Source organism: Actinoplanes sp. NPDC023936 (assembly GCF_040639325.1).
Lineage (GTDB): Bacteria > Actinomycetota > Actinomycetes > Mycobacteriales > Micromonosporaceae > Actinoplanes.
In genome coordinates, this window is sequence record NZ_JBEZZR010000001.1 from 454,193 (window position 1) to 471,509 (window position 17,317).

Sequence of the window (17,317 nt, forward strand, 5' to 3'; positions counted from 1 at the left end):
GCCTGCGCGATCGCGCCTGCAGTCATGTGCGGAAGCAGTAGGCGAGTAAGTCGAACGGGGGGCGACAAGATTGACCGCTAGTACATCGTCGGGGGACTCGGTTCCAGGGAGGCCCGCTACATTCGCCAGCCCGGTGATCGGTCCGCCGATGACGTTGGCGAGATCAGGCAAGATCGACTGATCTGATCGGTCGGCAGCGATGAACCGCACTCCTGCAAGGGAGCAAGACTGCTTGTCGATGACGACAACTTGGCGGCCTTCGGCTAGCTTGAGTTTTAACCTGTGCGGCGGGGCCGTGGTGTGGTCGAGGTCTTCTTTTTGGTTGCGCCGTTCGGTTGGTTTGTCCTGGTGACGATGTGGACGTCGTGGCGGGTGGCTGGTCGGCTGTTGCGACGTCCGGGTGGTCGCCCCGGGCCTGGCCGGGAGGGTTTCGGTGCACTGGCAGGAGTGCCCGCTTGAGCGTGCAGGTGCGAAATGCGCGCCGGACGCGGGCCGGGGTGAGCCGTTGTGGTGGGGCGGGGCGTTCCCAGGGGCGGCGCAGGTCAGCGACCAGCGTTCGAGCGAGCCTGAGCTGGGTGTAGGCGGCCAGCAGCAGCAAGGTCCACCGGTCAGCGGCGTCCGGGTCGCGAAGTTTCGGGCTGGTCCAGCCGAAGGTTTGCTTGAGCATGCGGAAGGTGTGCTCGATGTCGAAACGGCGCAGGAATGTCTGCCAGAGCAGGTCGACGGTGGTGGTGTCGGCGTCCGGGATTGAGGACCACAACCACACCGGTTTGGCGGTGGCGCCCGACGGCAGCCGTTGGACGCGCAGCAGGATGACGGTGCCCTCGATGACCGGCAGGACACCGGCGTGGCCGATCCAGGCGGTGCGGTGGGTCAACCGGGGGTGCAGCCGTTGCCAGGCCAGCACTGTCGCGGTGCCGTAGAGCCGGCAGCGCGGGGATGCCGCTGCCGGCGGTGACCGGCCGCGCGCTCGGCGGGTTCCGGTCGGCCGCCTGTGCCAGAGGTGATTGCACCGTCGAACCCAGCATGGCCGTCAGGGTCACGGCCGCGGCCAGCTTGATACCAGTCCTTCTTCGCATGGGAGCCTCCGAGTTAGATGGTTTGTTACTGACTGACCGCGACGGCCTCTTCGGACGCTGTCCAGAGCCGCGCCGCGCGGTCCGTGGCGAAGAGGCGGGGATTGGGCCGGATGAGCCGGTCGGCGCCGTAGAGGGCCCCGTTGGTCAGCTCGCCGGCCGGCGCCGTCGCGAGTCGGACCAGGCGCCGGGCCGACGCGTGCGGGTCGCTCATGAACGGCGCGTAGCGGAAGACGAACCGCAGCGCCGTGGCGCGGCCGATATCGGTCCGGACCAGTCCAGGGTGCAGGCTCAGGCTCAGGATGTCGGGCCAGCGCCGGGCTGCCTCCATCGTGAAGAGCACATTGGCGGCCTTGGAGCTCTGGTACGCCGTGACGCCGTTGTAGCGTCGCGCCTCGCCGTTCAGGTCGTCCGGGTCGAGCCGTGCGTTGCGGGCCGGCCGCACCGAGGTGTTCACGATCCGGCCCCCGCGCAGCCTGTCTCGTAGCAGCGCGCTGAGCAGGAAGGGCCCGAGATGGTTGGCCTGGATGGTGGCCTCGTTGCCGTCCACGGTGAGCCGGCGCGCCATGGCGAGCATGCCGGCGTTGTTGGCCAGGACATCGATCTGCGGGTAGGTGGACAGCAGGTGCTCCGCGAGCGCCTGAACGTCGGCGAACCGTTCGAAGTCGACGCGGACGTGTCCCGGCTCGGTCCCGCCGCCCGCGGCCCGGACCCGGTCGACGGCGGCGGCCAGCCGGCGCTTGTCGCGGCCGACCAGGACGACCCGGTCGCCCCGGGCGGCGAACTGTTCCGCGGCGGCGAGTCCGATGCCCGAGCTCGCGCCGGTGACGACGATCGTGCGTGGTCCGGTCATGCCCGGCACTCCTCTCAACGTCCGGGCACGAGCACGATGCGGTCGTCAGTGCCGGCGGTCCACGCCTGGGCGATGTCGGCCAACGGCACCGCCCGGGCCCGTACGTCGATGGATCCCTGCGCCACCGCCGCAGCGAGCTCCGGCAGTTCCGCGATGAAGTCGCGGGCCGGCACCGAACCGATGCCGCTGCCCAGGATCTGCAGCCGCGCCGATCGCAGCGCGACCGACGGGACGGGTGCGGTCGCGCCGCCCATGGACCCGATCTGGATCCAGGCCAGCGGCGCGGTGCGGTCGCTGCGGGCGGTGAGGAGCGGGATCATGGCGGTGGCTGCGGGTTCGCCCCAGACGTAGTCGAGAACGACGTCCACGTCCGCCGCCTCGTCGATCCGGTCGAAGGTGCAGGTCTGGTCGGCGCCCAGTGCGGGCAGGGTAGCCAGCCGGGCCGCGTCCCGGCCGGCGGCGATCACGTGCCCGGCGCCGAACAGCTTCGCGACCTGCACCGCCATCCGTCCGGCGTTGCCGGTGGCGCCGATGATCAGGACACGCTGACCAGGAGTGAACGCGACGCGGCGGCGCAACGCGACCCAGGACGACATTCCCGGGTTCATCGCGGCGGCGATCAGCACCGGGTCGGAGTCCTGCGGCAGCACCACGCTGCGGCGGGCATCGATGACGGTGCGGTCGGCGAACGTGCCGGCGCTCGTGTCGTCGAGGACCGCGTAGCGCAGCTGCCCGGACGGGTCCCGTACGACGCCGTCGGCTCCGGGTATCAGCGGCAGCGCGCCGGTGCCGCTGTAGTGCGAGCCGGTGGCCTTGGCCCGGGTGAGGTGGTGCAGACCGGCCGCGAGCACCTCCACGACCATCTCGTCGGCACCGGTGGCGACCGGCTCCGGATGGTCGCGGTAGACCGGCGGCGCGTCGAACGAGGACAGGACTGCGGCGTGCATGGCGCCCTCCAAAGGTGGTTTGTATTCCCAACTAATTCGAGTTTCGTTGGTAATCCCAACCATGTCAAGTAGCATCAGCGCATGACCCCCGAGGACTCCGTGGATGCGCTCGTCGACGCCCTGGTGCGCACGACATTCCAGGTGACGGGCATGCTCACTCGCCTCGGCGCCGAGAACGACCTCTCGCTCACGCAGATCCGGGTGCTCGGCATCCTGCGTGACCGGCGCCCCCGGCTCACCGAGCTGGCCGCCTACCTAGGCGTCGACAAATCGTCGATGTCCGGGCTGATCGATCGCGCTGAACGCCGCGGGCTGGTCGCCCGCGACCGGAACCCGCACGACGCCCGGGCCGTTGACGTGTACCTCACCCCCGCCGGCCAGGAACTGATCCAACGGCTGTTCGCCGAGGGCCGGCGCGCGCTCGCGCCCGCGATAGGCCGGCTGCCGCCCGAGCAGCGCGAACAACTCATCGGCCTGCTCGACACCGTCCTCGAGCCCGGCAACGACCAGTAGTCCGGGTACGTGCCGGCCCGGCACCGGCGCGGCGAGCGGCGGCGTCCGGTCATGTCCGGCTGGATGGCCGGACTCCGTAGGGGGTCTTGTTCCCTGTGCGAGCTACCGGCGAGTGTCCACCGCACGGTGACGATTGTGGCGGTGCGCACCAGCGGCCGAGCCATCACAAGAAGGACACCAAGCCCCGCCGAACTGGGTTAAACCACAGGCTGACGGCATGTTGCGGAACCGGACCATCCAACTGCGATGATGCTTCGCCATGGACTACTACGGACAGTTGCGCCGCGAGGCATTGAAGCGGGGCATCCCGGCGGCTCAGGTCGACAAATTCGCCGATCACCTTCGATTCGCGGTCTGGTTGAGCGTCCGCGACGACTGCGGCGGAGATGTCGTTGGGCAGAGGGGTGGGCTGCCCCGGCTACCGGTGGGCACGGAGTGGCCGTCCAACGGTGAGTATCCGTTGCCGTTCATCGCTTCCGTCGACTGCGCGGCGCTTCCGAAGATCGAGAAGCTTCCGTTGCCGGTGGACGGTTCGCTGCTCCTCTTCGTGGACACTGCCTTCGAGGATTTGTTCAACGGGTATGACGACGACTACGTGCGGATCCTGTACGTCCCCGCAGGTACCGAGACGGCGGTGGCCACGCAGTCGTCGTCCGGCCGCGATATCCCGGTCCCTGGCCCGGAGCGCCGGCTTTTTGCCATGGTCGAGCCGCAGTTGCCGAACTGGCTCGATCCTGATGAGGAGGACGACGATCCGCTTGAATGCGCGTCTGACATCGCGCGGCAGTTGGCCGGTGAGCTGACCCAGGCCGAGGAACTCATCGCACTGGTCCACGAGCTCTGGCCGGCGAAGATTGGTCTGGGAAGACTCTGCCTCGGCGGCTATACCTGGGACATTGGAGGCAGTGACTCCCCCGAAAGGCAGATCGCGGGTGAACGCCTCGATGTCCGGTTGAAGACAGGACTCGGCATTCCGCAGCCTGACACGTGGGACTGGCTCGAGGAGGAGGAGTTCCGGGTCACGCAGGAATGGGTGCCGCTCGTCCAGTGCGACACGGACTCCGACGTCTACTACGGACGCTATTTGATCAGCTTCGACGACTTGGCCGCCTGCCGTTTCGACAAGATACGCTCGTTCCCCGGATTCACCGAATAGGTTCCCAACGAACAGTCCGCGCCGCCGCTACGGTGCCAGCGCGCAGCAGCACGGTTGCACGACACCGAGCCACCACCGACGACCGGCGGGGGCCAGGTGACCTTCGAATCCACGACCGAATACCCCGCCGGTTCCGAGGTGCGAGCCGACGCGACGAGCACCACCGCCACCGAGGTCCAACCCCGCGCCACCGGCCTGAACACCCTGCTCCTGTGCCCGCTGCTGATCATCGCGGTGATCGCCGTGGGAGCGGTCCGAGCGTGGTCGGCCCGGCGACGCTGACGCCGTTTGCCACGTCAGGTGAGCGGCGCCGTTCGACACCCGCGCCGTGGTACGCGGCTGGGCGCCCCTACTGCGGAACACCCGGGCTGAACGCCGTTCTAACGGTCGTCTCAGATTCGCTCGGTACGAATTCGGCCTCAGATGAGCGACGTAACTCGCATGTAGGAGGCTATTGATGGCAGTCAACGCAGCGCCGTCCAGGGAAGCGCCGCCCGGTCGGCTGGCAGGCCGGTGGGTGCCGTGGTTGGTGATCGGTTTGTGGGTGGCGCTGGCGGCGGTCATGGTGCCGTTGAGCGGAAAGTTGAGCTCGGTCACCACCGACAGAGCCGTGGACACCCTGCCGGCCAGTGCCGAGTCCACCAAGGTGGCGGTCCTGGAGGACAGTCTCCCTGGCGGCGAGGACAACACGTTCGTCTTCGTGTACCACCGCGCCGGCGGCATGACCGACGCCGACCGCGCGACGGTCGAGCGCCATTACGACACCCTTGCCGAGCGGTACCCGCCGAAGGCGGCGGCCGGCGAGGACGACGATGGCCCACCGACGAGGCTCTCCACCGACGGCAAGGCGATGATGTTCACCCTCGACGTGAGCACGACCTACGGCGAACCGGAGACCATCGTCGGCCCGTTGCGTGACGCCGCGAAGGACCGGCCCACAGGTCTGGAACTCGAAGTGACAGGCCCGGCCGCGGTCGATGGCGACCTGGACGCCGTCTTCGACGGCATCGACCTGCAGGTCTTCCTCACCACCGTCGTCGTCGTCACGGTCCTGCTCATCCTCACCTACCGCAGCCCGGTGTTGTGGTTCATCCCGCTCGTGGTCGTCGGCGTGGCCGCACTGACTGCGATGGCGACCGTCTACCTGCTCGTCAAGGGCTTCGGCATCGTGGTCAACGACCAGAACTCGGCGCTGCTGACGATCCTGGTGTTCGGCGTCGGCACGGACTACGCGCTGCTGCTCATCGCTCGATATCGGGAGACACTGCACCACCACGAGAACGTCCGGGTCGCAATGGTCCACGCGTTACGCGGTGCGGCGCCGGCCATCGTCGCGTCCGCGGCCACCGTGGTCGCCGGCCTGCTCTGCCTGCTCGTCGCGGACCTGAACAGCACCAGCGGGTTGGGCCCGATCGGTGCGGCCGGCATCCTGTGCGCGCTGGTGGCCATGCTGACGCTGTTCCCGGCGGTGCTCGTTGTGCTCGGCCGGCGGATCTTCTGGCCGGGCATCCCGCGGTTCAGTACGGCCGTGGAGGAGAAGCCGGGGCTGTGGGGACGGCTCGGCGCCACCATCAGCCGCAGCCGATGGGTGGCGACGCTCGGCTCGTTCGGAGTCCTCGGCGTGCTCGCCATCGGACTGGCGGGCAACACCGGCGCCTTGCGGGAACAGGACCAGTTCCTGTCCGCGCCGGAGTCGGTCACCGGCTTCACTGTTCTCCGCCAGCACTTCCCGGAGCTCGGCGGCCAGCCGATGACGATCTTCACCCGGCCGGCGTACCAGGAGCGGGTGCTCGACATCGTCAAGGGCACTCCCGGTGTGGCCGTGGCCATCCCGGGTCAGACCAGCGGTGGCTGGGCTGACATCTCCGTGTTCCCGACGGACGCGCCGGACACCGTCGCAGAGTACGACACGATCAAGCGGGTACGCACCGCCGTGCACGCGGTGAGCGGGGCGGAGGCGATCGTCGGTGGGCCGAGTGCGGAGAACCTCGACACCGAGGTGACCACCAGCCGCGACGAGAAGTTGGTGATCCCGCTGGTGCTCGCCGTCGTCCTGATCGTCCTCGGGCTGCTGCTGCGCGCGATCGTGGCCCCGCTGGTCCTGATGGCCACCGTGATCGTCTCGTTCGCCGCGGCCTTCGGTGGCAGCGTGTTCATCTTCGACACGGTCCTCGGGTTCAAGGGCATCGACTATTCGGTGCCGCTGCTGGCATTCATGTTCCTGGTGGCGCTCGGCGTCGACTACAACATCTTCCTGGCCAGCCGGGCCCGGGAGGAGACCGTGCGTCTCGGCACCGGACAGGGCATGCTCAAGGCCCTCTCGGCCACCGGTGGCGTCATCACCTCGGCAGGCCTGGTCCTGGCGGCCACGTTCGCGGTCCTCACCACACTTCCGCTGGTGATGCTGATCGAGGTCGGATTCCTGGTCGCTTTCGGCGTGCTGCTCGACGCTCTGCTGGTGCGGTCGGTCCTGGTGCCCGCCCTCACCCTGCTGATCGGTCGGCGGATCTGGTGGCCGAGTCGGCTGTCCCGGCCGACGGCGGAGCCGCCGGACGGGCCACAGCCGCTCGCCGACGATGAGGAGCTCGCGCTGCAACGGTGAGCGCGGCGGCACGGACGAGATCCGGGACGGGGACCCAGACCCGTCCCGGATCTTTCATGGGCCGTCGGTCGCCGCCCTTTGGGTTCCTGAGCCGTGCGGCCGGGACGGGTCAGCGCACCGTCGTGTCCTCCCCGGCGGTGAGCCGGGTGATCGGGGCGGTCGGGGCCGCCGCCGGAAGGTCGACCCGAAGCAGCGCGCCACCGCGTGCGGAACGGGCGACGGCGGCCCGGCCGCCGTGGGCGTGAACGACCCGCTGCACGATCGACAGCCCCAGGCCGGATCCCGGCAACGCCCGGGCGCTGTCGGCACGGTAGAACCGGTCGAACACCCGCGGTACGTCGGCGTCGTCGATGCCCGGTCCGGCGTCGTCGACCTCGAGCACCGCCGACGCTCCCTCAGCATGGAGCCGGACCTGGACCGGCTGGTCCGCGGGGGACCACTTGCCCGCGTTGTCGATGAGGTTGAGGACTGCTCGCTGGAGCGCAGCGGGACGCCCGCTCACCCACACGGAGGTCACGTCGAGCGCGACCTCGAGGTCGGGCACGCGGGAACACACCTGGGCCGCGGCGGCCACCACCACGTCGGCGAGGTCGAGCAGTTCGGTGCTCTCGTCGCTGACGTCACCGCGCGCCAGGTCGCTCAGCTCGGCGGCAAGGGCGCTCAACTCGGCCACCTGGGCGCCGAGATCGTTGAGCAGCCGGGTGCGGCTTTCCGCCGAGAGGGCAGTGTCGAGGGTGCCGCGCCGGTCGAGCCGGACCAGCAGCTCGATGTTGAGGCGCAGGCTGGTGAGCGGGGTCTTGAGTTCGTGGGCGGCGTCCTCGGCGAGCAGCCGCTGGGCCCGCCGGGAGTCCCGGAGCGCGGCGAGCATGTCGTTGATCGCCTGGATCAGCCGCCGGATCTCCCCACCGCCCTCATCCGGGATGCCGGCGTCGAGATTCCGGGTGTTCGCGACACGTACCGCGGCGGCGGTCAGCCGGTCCATCGGTGCCAGTCCGGTCCGCGCCACGGTCCGTCCGACAACGGCGCCGCCGACCACGCAGAGCAGCCCGATCAGCAGCATGCCCAGCCCGAACCGGTTGATCGAGCTGTCGTCGGCGACGTCGGCCACCTGTACCGCGCCGTCGCCCGCCCGCAGCGTGTAGATGCGGTAGCCGTCGTCGTCGCTGTCCTTCGACTCCATCAGGTCGGCTGACGCGCCCTGCGCCACGCGCCCTGCGTGCTCGCTGACCGGGGGCAGCTCGGGTTGGCCGACCGGCGTCCGGGTCGAGCCGTCGGGCAGGATCAACCGCACCAGCCGACCGGCTCCCGGATACGGCGGTAGCTGAACTTGCGCCAGACCGGCGCGCTCCGCGTTCGTCGCCAGGACGCGGGAGTCGGCGCGTAGCTGATTCTCGGCGGTCTTCTGCAACTCCCAGTCCAGCAGCTCGCTGGCCACCTGGAAGGCCACGAACACGCTGACCGCGATGGCCGTCGCCGCGATGACCGTCATCCTGGTCCGCAGGGACCGCCGCCGCCACCATCCGGTCAGTCGGCGCGGTTCCCGGTGGGCGTGCGTGCTCACGGAGGAGTCTCCCGCAACGTGTATCCCAGGCCGCGCAGCGTGTAGATCAATCGCGGCTCACCCTCGGCCTCCATCTTGCGGCGCAGGTAGCTCACGTATACCTGGAGGTTGTTGGCGGTGGCGCTCATGTCGAAGCCCCATATCGCCTCGAACAGCGCGTCGCGGGGCAAGACCCGGGTCGCGTTGCGCAAGAGAACCTGCAGGAGGGAGAACTCGGTCCGGGTCAGGCGCAACGGCCGCCGGCCCCGCCACGCCTCGAACCTGTCGGGGTCGAGCCGGACGTCGGCGAACGACAGGATCTGCGACTCCCCGTCGGCGGTCGTGCGCCGGCGCAGCAGGGCCCGCACCCGTGCCAGCAACTCCTCGGTGGCGAACGGCTTGGGCAGGTAGTCGTCGGCGCCTGCGTCCAGCCCCGTGACCCGGTCGGAGACCTGATCACGGGCGGTCAGCATCAGCACCGGCAGATCCCGGCCCGCGGCCCGCAACCGCCGGCAGGTCTCCAACCCGCCGAGGCGGGGCATCATCACGTCGAGGATCAGCAGATCCAGCGTGTCACCGCCCGCCCCATCGACCCCGTCGAGCACGGCGAGACCGTTGGCGACGGTGCTGGTGTCGTAGCCCTCGACCTGCAGCACCCGCTCCAGCGACTCACGGATGGCCGCGTCATCATCCGCGATCAGGATTCGCACGCCGGCCCGCCCCCTCACAGTCGATGCCTTTGCCGCTCATTCTCCCCGCTCAACCTGAAGCCAGGATTAGAGCCGTCGCCTCGGTGATGCCTGCGAGCCCTGCTCCCTACCAAGGGCCTCACCGGCCCCGACGGGAGGCCGGCCCTCCAGCCGGACGGTCTTCCAGGAACGGGCCGAGACCTGGACAGTGCTCTGGCAGCAGTGATCGAGCGGGCGCTGTCATTCCAGCGCTGATCGTGCCTCGGCCAGGATGGCCGGGGCGGTGGTATTGGCCAGGGTGTGCTGCAGGGCCATCCGGTAGGCGACGTCGAAGGCATCCCGCGCGGCTACCGCCACGTTGGGCGTCACGCCGACGCCCTCCCAGTTGGTGCCGGTGACCGGGTTGATGGAGCGGGCCACCGGAACCGTGATTTCGAGGGTCGGTGTGATCGGGAAGGCGTCCGTGGGGTGAGCACCGCCCTTGGTGGGCTCCCCGACCAGGGTCGCTCGTCTCTGCGCCTGCAGGTTGTAGCAGATCTCCTCGGCGGCCGAGAAGGTGGATTCGCTGGTCAGCAGGTACACGGGCCGGTCGAGGTACCGCTCGCCGGGCAGCCACGCATGGCTCCAGAACTGACGGGTCTGACCGGTTGCACCCTCGTAGATGCTGTTGAGATGGGTTTCCCCGTCCGGGAAGAAGTAGCTCGTCCAGAACACGGCACCGTCGGGAGATCCACCCCGGTTCTTACGAAGATCGATGATCAGCGCATTCGTGTGTGACACCAACTCCATGGCCGCGGCGATCGCGCGGCCCCCGACGCCAGCTGAGGTGACGAACCGCAGGTCCAGCAGGCCGACGTTGCCGTCCAGCCGCTCCACCCGCGCAATGCCGTAGTTGGTGAGTCGCTGCTGCTCTCGCCAGACCGCCTCCATCTCGGACTCGGTGAGCGCGTCGCGGACGTCCTCCGTGCGTGGCCGTACCCGCAAATGCTTGTCCTGACAGAGCTCGAACAGTTCCGCTGTCAGCCGCCGGCCGAGGGCTTCCTCGTCCAACCGGTCATACTCACCGGCGGCCAGTCGCCGGCGGATGCCGTCAGCCGCCTCCTGAGCCCGGTCGGCAAAAATGTACTTGCCACACAACAATTCCAGCGCCTTCTCCACGAGATGTGCCGACGTCGGCGCGGCATTTCGATCACTCATCATTTGGGGTCCCATTCACTCTTCGGCATGGTGAACACGCCGCCGATCGTCGAAGTCAGGGTGAGGCGATGAACGCGTCACGCCAGTGCTGGTGCGGCTTCCCGGACGGAATCCTCAGCTTCCGGCTGATCCGGACCGACGGCCGGCGTGGCGGCCCGCAGCGCGGCTTCGACTCGGCGGTTGCTGGTCATGGTCGCGGTGACGGCGGTCATGGTGAGGAGAAGGCCGGCTGCGGTGTAGAGCGGGGTGCGCACGTCCAAGGTGGAGGCCAGCCAGCCGCCGAGGAAGGCGCCGAACGGGGCGGCGCACATGGCGAGCATGCGGGAGGTGGAGGCGACCCGGCCCATGAGGTGGGCGGGGACGATCGCCTGTCGCAGGGAGGGTGCTATCACCATCGTGGCGCCCATGCCCGCGCCGCAGACGGCGAGCGCGAGGCCGGCGACGTACGGGTTCGGGGCGGCGGCAAGGCCCAGGATGGCGAGTCCCTCGACGGCGGCTGTGACGGTCAGTGCGGTGCCGGCGCCGAGTCGCCGGCTGAGGGTGGAGGCGATGCCCGCGCCGAGCAGGCCGCCGGTGGCCTCGGCCGTCAGGAGCAGGCCGAAGCCGTAGGTGTCGATGCCGAGGCGGTCGTGGGCGAAGAGGGCAAGGACGGTCCCGACGGCGGTGAAGGCGATGTTCCCGACCGCCGGGCGCAGCGCGAGCCCGAGCAGCACCCGGTCTTGCAAGACGTACGAGGCACCGGCCCGCGCCTGCCGCAGCAGCGACTCCCGGGCCGGCGTCGCGGGCCGGGGCACGGCGGGAAGCGACCGGACGAGCAGTGCGGAGAGTGCGAACGACACCGCGTCGGCGAGCAGTGGAACCGCCCGCCCGAGCGCGAGCAGGGCACTGCCGGCGGGCGGCCCCACGAACCCGGACATGGCGGTCTGGGCTCCACGGAGGCGGGAGTTGGCTCGCTCGAGGAGTGCGGGTTCGCGGCCCAGCAGGTCCGGCAGGTAGGCCGTGGCGGCCGTGTCGAAGAACAGGCCGCCAAGGCCGAGCAGGAACGCGACCGCCGCGAGCAGCGGAATGCTCAGCATGTCGAGCACCGCCGCCCCCGCCGGTATCGCCAGCAGCAGCGCACGCGCCGCGTCCGCGACCCACATCGTGCGCCGGCGGTCCCAGCGGTCCACCAGCGCACCGCCGAGCACCCCGAACAGCAGCCACGGCAGCGTCCCGGCGGCTGTGACGACGGCGAGTGCCATCGGGTCCCGGGTCAGCGTCAACGCGAGCAGCGGCAGCGCGGCATGCGTCACCCCGTCACCGAGCGAGGAGATCGTCTGCGCCGTCCACAGTCGTCCGAACCCGGCCGGCAACGTCCGAACGTCCGCGCTCATTCGGCGCTTCCCTCGGCCTGACCGCGCCGCTGCGGGTGGAACAGGGCGAAGACGAGCGACGTGTCGGGCAGCGCCGGGTCGGACAGCTCGCGGTACTCGTCGGCCAGCGCATGCAGCCGCGCCCCCAGCTCCGCGAACTGTTCCTCGGTGAGCCGCAGATGCGCCATCCGCACGTGCCGCTCCCCGTCCGCAGGCGCGGCCTCCAGGTCTGCCACCGCATGCCGCATCAGCACGTCGGGGCCACCCTCGCCCGGATCCGGCAGCGCGATGGACCGCGCGGCCATCGCGTAGTACCGCTCGATGACCCCCCGCACCTTCCGCGTCCGGACCACCTTCACCAAGCCGGCCCGTTCGAGCAATCGCATGTGATAGCTGGAGCTGCCCTTCGCCAGACCCACCCGCTCGGCGATCTGCGTAATCGTTGCCGGCTCGAAGCGGAGCACGGCCATGATCCGGTGACGCGTGAGGTTGGAGACGGCGCGCAGCTGCTCGTCGGTGGTGACGTGGAACGTCTCGGGCAGATCATCCGCAGGCATGCGCTCAATGGTCAACGATCCTTGACCATTGAGCAAGTGGTTTCCGTGCGAACTCTCACAGGAGATCCCAGAAGTCGGCGTGGGACGGCCAGTGCCCGGCGCGCACTGGCAAGGGAGCAGCGGGGTAGTAAGAAGACCCTGTTTGGACTGTCGTCGGGTGGTCTTGCGCTCCCGCGCTTGCTCGCCGCCGGGCGTCGTGCCGAGGTTCTGCGGGGAACAGGCTTCTCGGGTTTGGCCGGCCCTCGGACATGGGCTGAGGTGCCCGGTGGGTGAACGGGTTCCCGGTAGCGGTGACTGCGACGACCGTCGCGGGCCGGGCCGCAGCCGTCAGCGTGCCGTGACGGTCGTGCGGATCTCGCTGCCTGCCCGGACAACCTTGGTGACCGGCGTCTTCTCCGCCACCTCGGCCAGCCGCTCCCGCTGCTGCTCGTCAACGCCGGCCACCGTGATCGACCGCTCGATCCACCCGGTGTCCCGGTCGGCTTTGACGTAGCGCAGCTCCACCTGCACGTCGGTCAACGGCCAGTTCTTGCGCTCGGCGTACATCCGCAAGGTGATCGCAGTGCATGCGCCGAGCCCGGACAGGACCAGCCCGAACGGCGCCGGACCACTGTCCGTCCCGCCGTGCGCGACTGGTTCGTCGCCACGCAACGCGTGCCCGCCGGTGTCGATACGCACGGCGTACGGTTTGTCCTCACCGACCACCGTCGCGGTCGCGATGACGTGTCGCTTGTCGCCCTCAGTCACTGCGCTGTCTCCCTGTCGTGGCTCAGGTGAAGGTGCCGAACCGGTCGCGGGCCTTGAGCCGCACGGTCGGCATCTCCGGTGCGGGCAGTGGCGGCGCCGCGCACCCGGCGACCGTGCCGAATCGCTGCCCGGCCATCCAATCCTCGCGAGCCCGCACGATCTCCTCGTGGGAACGCCCGACGAAGTTCCACCACATCACCAGAGGCTCGTCGAAGGGCTCACCGCCGAGCAGGAACAGCCGGGCCTCATCCGCGGCGTCCACCGTCACCTCGTCGCGGCCGGCGCCCAGATACAACAGCGACCCCGGCTTGAGCTCCGTACCGGCGATCGTCGCCGAACCGGACATCGCCACCATGCCGTACTCGAACGTCGGATTCAGCGGCAGACTCTGCGCAGCCGCGCCCTCGAAGACCACCTCGGCGCCCACCAGCGGTGTGTGCACCTGCGCGGGCGACCGGGCGTCGCCGACCTCCCCGACGATCACCGTGACCCTCGCATCGCCGCACTGCCACACCGGCATGCTCGCGTGATGCTCGAATCGCGCGGGACCCTGCCGCGCCTGCGTCGGCAGCGCCACCCACAACTGCAATCCGTGCATAGCGGGCGGACGGTCAGACGGGGTGAACTCCGAATGCGCGATCCCGTGTCCCGACGTCATCAGATTCAGCTGCCCGGGAGCGATGAACTGGTGGCTGCCCAGGCTGTCGCGGTGCTCGATCACACCCTCCACCAGCCACGTCACCGTCTGCAACCCGGTGTGCGGATGCGGTGGCACCTGCATACCCGGTTGCTGCGACACGTCGTCCGGACCGAAATGATCCACGAAACACCACGCGCCGATCATCCGCCGCTGCCGGTGCGGCAACAGTCTGCGCACCGTAGTGAACCGGCCCAACGGGACGTCATGACCCGGCAGCAGCACGCTGTCCGGGTCAGCCACCTCAGCGCGAGCGGCCGGATAAAGCGCCTGTTCGCTGCTCATCCACCGACTCTATGGGCCGGCGCCGGAAGATGCTGAGCAACGCCGCCCGCCCAGCGTGCGACCTGCTGGCCGAGCGGTCCGTTCCGGCCCCGGGCCCGCGAGTGCGCGTTCCGTTTCGCCGGCACCGGCAAGGAGCTGAAGGCCCGGCATCGTCCGGCCAAAAGGCGCGCTCCACCGGCCAGGCCAACATGCGGCGAGGTGACGGCCCCGGCTCGCGTCCGCGCAGATCCTCGCGGTGCAACGCGTCCTCGCTCGCGTCAACTGGCAGCGGCTTCGCGGGGGTGAGTCGGCCGCGACCCTGTGCCCCGCGGCGACCGCAGCGGCAAACCGGGCGTTCGAGCAACTGCGTACCGGCATCCAGGTCTCCTGAAGCAATCCGCCGCGGACTCGGTATGTACTTCAGCGCCCGTTGTTGCGCCGCATGCCAGCCCGCAGCGACCGTCGGCCTCAACTGCTGATGCTCACCGCGCGGGTGATCCGCCGTGACCAAGTCTGGGGACGTCCGCCGTGATCAATCACGGTAAGTGCCCAGAGCCGATTTGCGACACCGGCGGCTTGTCGTTCCGGCTTCATTGATCGGTTCATCCGTTGATCAATCTCCGCGCGTTGTGGCCGTACTTCCGTCCATTGCGAGGAGCTGTGCCGTGCGTTCCATGCAGCGTTTCCGGGCGGGAGACAAGTCGTAGGGCATCTTGGTGACTGATTCGAAGGCGCTCATCTGAGTGTCCTTCCCCTCTGCCAGGTCGGCGTCGTAGATCTCGAAGAGCTTCTCCTCGGCCGCGTCCAGCCCGGCTGCCTCGACGGCCCGGTCCAGGGCCATCTGGTGGGCACATCGCTGTACGGCGAGTTCTTCCACGCGCGGGTCCTCGGGCTTCACACTGTCGTCCAGGGCCGCCTCGGCCGCGTCCAGACGGTCCTGCTCCGCCCGCAGGTCAGGGTGGGTGGCCAGCACGATGAACACGCTGGCCTGGATCGCGGCGCCCAACGGGCCGAAGACGCGTTCCGTGACCAGCAGCGCGTCCAGGTCGGCGGGGCGCAGTGTGCCCGGGGGCAGGTGGCCGAGCCGGTCGGTGACCAGTTCGGAGAGCAGTCCCAGCGGGCTGCCCACGGCTTGGAGGCGCTGGATGGCCGCGCGTTGGCGTTTGATGTCGGCCTCCTGCGCAGCCAGGGTCTCCTCCAGCCGGCCCAGCACGTCCCCGATGTCCCGGGTTTCCTCGAAGGCGGCCCGCACGTCGTCAAGGCTGATGCCGGCCTCCGCCATCTTGCGGATCCACAGCAGGCGGATCATGTCGTCGTAGCCATAGCGGCGGCGGCCGTCCACGCCCCGCTCGGGCTCCGGCAGCAGGCCGATCTGGTGGTAGTGGCGAACAGCGCGCGGCGTGGTCCCCGCGAAGGCGGCAGCATCACCGATCTTGACCTGCCGGGGAGGCATGGCGAAGGAGTACGTCACAGGCGGAGCCTTTCCTGCTGAGGTGCCTCGAGGAGACCACATGCCGCTACGGCAGGTGCAACAACACCACCCGGAGATCACGAACAACCGGGCATCGCCGGGTGAGACGCGACGGACAGGGTGTCAGCTCGAGGAGGTCCCTGGATTCTGGGTGGCGCTGGTGCGGGGCAGGGCGAGCATCGCGAGGGTGGCCAGTAGGTAGGCGGCCACCTGCCATGGCATGACCTGGGCGAGACCATGCCCGAACAGCGCGGGGGCGTCCGCGGTGGCGGCCGGGGTGCCGAGGGCGTTGAAGAAGACGGTGCCGAGCACGGCGATCCCGGCCGCCCCGCCGATCTGCGTGACGGTGGAGAGAACCCCGCCCGCGGCCCCGGCGTGGTGACCGGGTACCCCGGCCAGCACGACGTTGACCAGGATCGGGGCAGCGAGTCCGAGTCCCAGTCCGCCGAGGAACAGGGCGCCGGCCATGGGCCAGTAACCGGGTGTGCCGCCGTCGCGGACCAGGAGCCAGAGCAAGGCCTGGGACGCAGCGAGCGTCAGCGAGCCGGTTACCAGTAGGACCCTGCCGGCCTTGGCCGCGAGGGCCACCCCGGCGCCTGCGGTGAGCATCGAGCCGATCGCGTACGGCAGGATCACCAGGCCGGTCGCCCAGGCCGAGCGACCCGTCCCGGACTGCAGGTAGATCGACAGGACCAGGAAGAACGACGCCAGCGCGCCGAAGAACAGCACCGATGCCGCCAGTCCGGCGGTGAACGGGCGTACGGTCAGCAGTGCCGGATCCAGGATCGGCTGCCCGCCCCGGCCTGCTACCCGCCGCTCGTACGCCACGAAGCCGCCGAGCAGGACCAGGCCGGACACCAGCAGAGCCCACCCCCACCAGGGCCAGCCCCAGTCCCGTCCCTGGACCAGCGGCAGCAACACCAGCACGACCGCAGCCGCGGACAGAACCGCGCCGATGACGTCCAGGCGGGTCGTTCCGCCGGCGGTGGACTCGGGCAGCACCCGGCTACCCAGAGCCAGGGCGACAAGGGCGACGGGGATGTTGATCCAGAAGATCGTGCGCCAGCCGAGGCCCCACAGATCCGCGTCGACCAGGGCGCCCCCGAGCAGCGGGCCGGCGACTGCGGCCAGGCCCTGTACCGCGCCGTAGGCCCCGAACGCCTTGGCCATCGCGGCCGGCGGGAACGAGGACCGGATGATCCCGAAGACCTGCGGGACCATGAATCCGCCCGCCAGGCCCTGCACTGCTCGCAGGGCGATCAGCGCACCCGCGGTCGGGGCCATCGCACAGGCCGCGGAGGCGACGGCGAAGAGAGCCAGAGAAACGAGGAAGACCCGGCGGCGACCGTACGCGTCACCGATGCGCCCGCCAGTGATCAGGCCGGACCCGAGAGCCAGGGTGTACGCGGCCACCGTCCACTGGAGTTGCGCCTCGCTCGCGTTCAGGTCGGCGGCGATGTCCGGCGCGGCGACCGTGACGATGGTGACGTCGAGCAGGTCCATGAACGAGGCGAACAGAACGACCAGCAAAGCGATCGACGCCCGTCTGTCCGTGACGGGCGGTGGAGGGGACACGGACGTCCCCGTGGAGGGAAGGTGAGTGCTCATGACCGCAGAGTGGCAACCATGGCGGTCACCGGCTGACCGCCATGTCTG

At 69.6% G+C, this 17,317-nt stretch carries 15 protein-coding genes and 1 pseudogene; 4 read left to right on the forward strand and 12 right to left on the reverse strand.

Translation table 11 applies throughout. The annotated features are described in order from the left end of the window. Positions 1 to 275: 275 nt before the first annotated feature. The 3 genes and pseudogenes from AB0F72_RS01985 to AB0F72_RS01995 form a co-directional block, all read right to left on the reverse strand. Positions 276 to 928 (reverse strand): annotated as a pseudogene (locus AB0F72_RS01985) (transposase); the annotation flags it as partial. Between the two features lie 176 nt (positions 929 to 1,104). Then, positions 1,105 to 1,929 (reverse strand): SDR family NAD(P)-dependent oxidoreductase, encoded by an 825-nt coding sequence (locus tag AB0F72_RS01990; protein ID WP_360423564.1) that lies wholly within the window; start codon positions 1,927 to 1,929, stop codon positions 1,105 to 1,107. A gap of 14 nt (positions 1,930 to 1,943) precedes the next feature. Beyond that, the gene (locus AB0F72_RS01995) at positions 1,944 to 2,876 is read right to left on the reverse strand and encodes a zinc-binding alcohol dehydrogenase family protein (RefSeq protein WP_360423567.1); all 933 of its coding nucleotides are present in this window, start codon (positions 2,874 to 2,876) and stop codon (positions 1,944 to 1,946) included. Positions 2,877 to 2,957: 81 nt separating this feature from the next. Between AB0F72_RS01995 and AB0F72_RS02000 the strand changes: the two genes are divergently transcribed. From AB0F72_RS02000 to AB0F72_RS02015, 4 genes are all read left to right on the forward strand, one after another. Next, positions 2,958 to 3,389, forward strand: coding sequence for a MarR family transcriptional regulator (locus AB0F72_RS02000; protein WP_360423570.1), 432 nt, complete (start codon positions 2,958 to 2,960; stop codon positions 3,387 to 3,389). 259 nt (positions 3,390 to 3,648) lie between these two features. Beyond that, a complete protein-coding gene (locus AB0F72_RS02005) occupies positions 3,649 to 4,545 on the forward strand; it encodes a DUF1963 domain-containing protein (RefSeq protein WP_360423572.1) in 897 nt (298 codons plus the stop codon). A 96-nt stretch (positions 4,546 to 4,641) separates the two neighbouring features. Continuing rightward, on the forward strand, positions 4,642 to 4,827 hold the full coding sequence (locus AB0F72_RS02010) for a hypothetical protein (protein WP_360423574.1): 186 nt from the start codon (positions 4,642 to 4,644) through the stop codon (positions 4,825 to 4,827). A gap of 175 nt (positions 4,828 to 5,002) precedes the next feature. Beyond that, the gene (locus tag AB0F72_RS02015) at positions 5,003 to 7,147 is read left to right on the forward strand and encodes an MMPL family transporter (protein ID WP_360423577.1); all 2,145 of its coding nucleotides are present in this window, start codon (positions 5,003 to 5,005) and stop codon (positions 7,145 to 7,147) included. 109 nt (positions 7,148 to 7,256) lie between these two features. Here AB0F72_RS02015 and AB0F72_RS02020 read toward each other — a convergent pair whose 3' ends face one another. From AB0F72_RS02020 to AB0F72_RS02060, 9 genes are all read right to left on the reverse strand, one after another. Further along, a complete protein-coding gene (locus AB0F72_RS02020) occupies positions 7,257 to 8,708 on the reverse strand; it encodes a HAMP domain-containing sensor histidine kinase (protein ID WP_360423580.1) in 1,452 nt (483 codons plus the stop codon). Continuing rightward, on the reverse strand, positions 8,705 to 9,397 hold the full coding sequence (locus AB0F72_RS02025; protein ID WP_360423583.1) for a response regulator transcription factor: 693 nt from the start codon (positions 9,395 to 9,397) through the stop codon (positions 8,705 to 8,707). The genes AB0F72_RS02020 and AB0F72_RS02025 overlap by 4 nt, the downstream gene beginning before the upstream one ends. A 219-nt stretch (positions 9,398 to 9,616) precedes the next feature. After that, entirely contained in the window at positions 9,617 to 10,534 is a 918-nt protein-coding gene (locus AB0F72_RS02030) for a S41 family peptidase (protein ID WP_360423586.1), read from the reverse strand. Positions 10,535 to 10,650: 116 nt separating this feature from the next. Continuing rightward, positions 10,651 to 11,946, reverse strand: a complete 1,296-nt coding sequence (locus AB0F72_RS02035; RefSeq protein ID WP_360423588.1) for an MFS transporter — start codon at positions 11,944 to 11,946, stop codon at positions 10,651 to 10,653. Next, on the reverse strand, positions 11,943 to 12,482 hold the full coding sequence (locus AB0F72_RS02040; RefSeq protein WP_360423591.1) for a helix-turn-helix domain-containing protein: 540 nt from the start codon (positions 12,480 to 12,482) through the stop codon (positions 11,943 to 11,945). Before AB0F72_RS02040 ends, AB0F72_RS02035 begins: the two co-directional genes overlap by 4 nt. A 327-nt stretch (positions 12,483 to 12,809) precedes the next feature. Next, positions 12,810 to 13,229 carry an OsmC family protein gene (locus tag AB0F72_RS02045; RefSeq protein WP_360423594.1) on the reverse strand — a complete coding sequence of 140 codons (420 nt, stop codon included), beginning with the start codon at positions 13,227 to 13,229 and terminating at the stop codon, positions 12,810 to 12,812. A gap of 22 nt (positions 13,230 to 13,251) precedes the next feature. Further along, on the reverse strand, positions 13,252 to 14,211 hold the full coding sequence (locus AB0F72_RS02050; RefSeq protein ID WP_360423597.1) for a pirin family protein: 960 nt from the start codon (positions 14,209 to 14,211) through the stop codon (positions 13,252 to 13,254). Between the two features lie 592 nt (positions 14,212 to 14,803). Beyond that, a complete protein-coding gene (locus tag AB0F72_RS02055) occupies positions 14,804 to 15,661 on the reverse strand; it encodes a MerR family transcriptional regulator (RefSeq protein WP_360423600.1) in 858 nt (285 codons plus the stop codon). A 123-nt stretch (positions 15,662 to 15,784) separates the two neighbouring features. Further along, entirely contained in the window at positions 15,785 to 17,191 is a 1,407-nt protein-coding gene (locus AB0F72_RS02060; RefSeq protein ID WP_360423603.1) for an MFS transporter, read from the reverse strand. Between the last annotated feature and the right edge of the window lie 126 nt (positions 17,192 to 17,317).

Coding starts and splice junctions, on each gene's coding strand:
- AB0F72_RS02000 (WP_360423570.1), top strand. CDS start 2,958: ATGACCCCCGAGGACTCCGTGGATGCGCTCGTCGACGCCCTGGTGCGC.
- AB0F72_RS01995 (WP_360423567.1), bottom strand. CDS start 2,876: ATGCACGCCGCAGTCCTGTCCTCGTTCGACGCGCCGCCGGTCTACCGC.
- AB0F72_RS01990 (WP_360423564.1), bottom strand. CDS start 1,929: ATGACCGGACCACGCACGATCGTCGTCACCGGCGCGAGCTCGGGCATC.
- AB0F72_RS02015 (WP_360423577.1), top strand. CDS start 5,003: ATGGCAGTCAACGCAGCGCCGTCCAGGGAAGCGCCGCCCGGTCGGCTG.
- AB0F72_RS02050 (WP_360423597.1), bottom strand. CDS start 14,211: ATGAGCAGCGAACAGGCGCTTTATCCGGCCGCTCGCGCTGAGGTGGCT.
- AB0F72_RS02035 (WP_360423588.1), bottom strand. CDS start 11,946: ATGAGCGCGGACGTTCGGACGTTGCCGGCCGGGTTCGGACGACTGTGG.
- AB0F72_RS02005 (WP_360423572.1), top strand. CDS start 3,649: ATGGACTACTACGGACAGTTGCGCCGCGAGGCATTGAAGCGGGGCATC.
- AB0F72_RS02040 (WP_360423591.1), bottom strand. CDS start 12,482: ATGCCTGCGGATGATCTGCCCGAGACGTTCCACGTCACCACCGACGAG.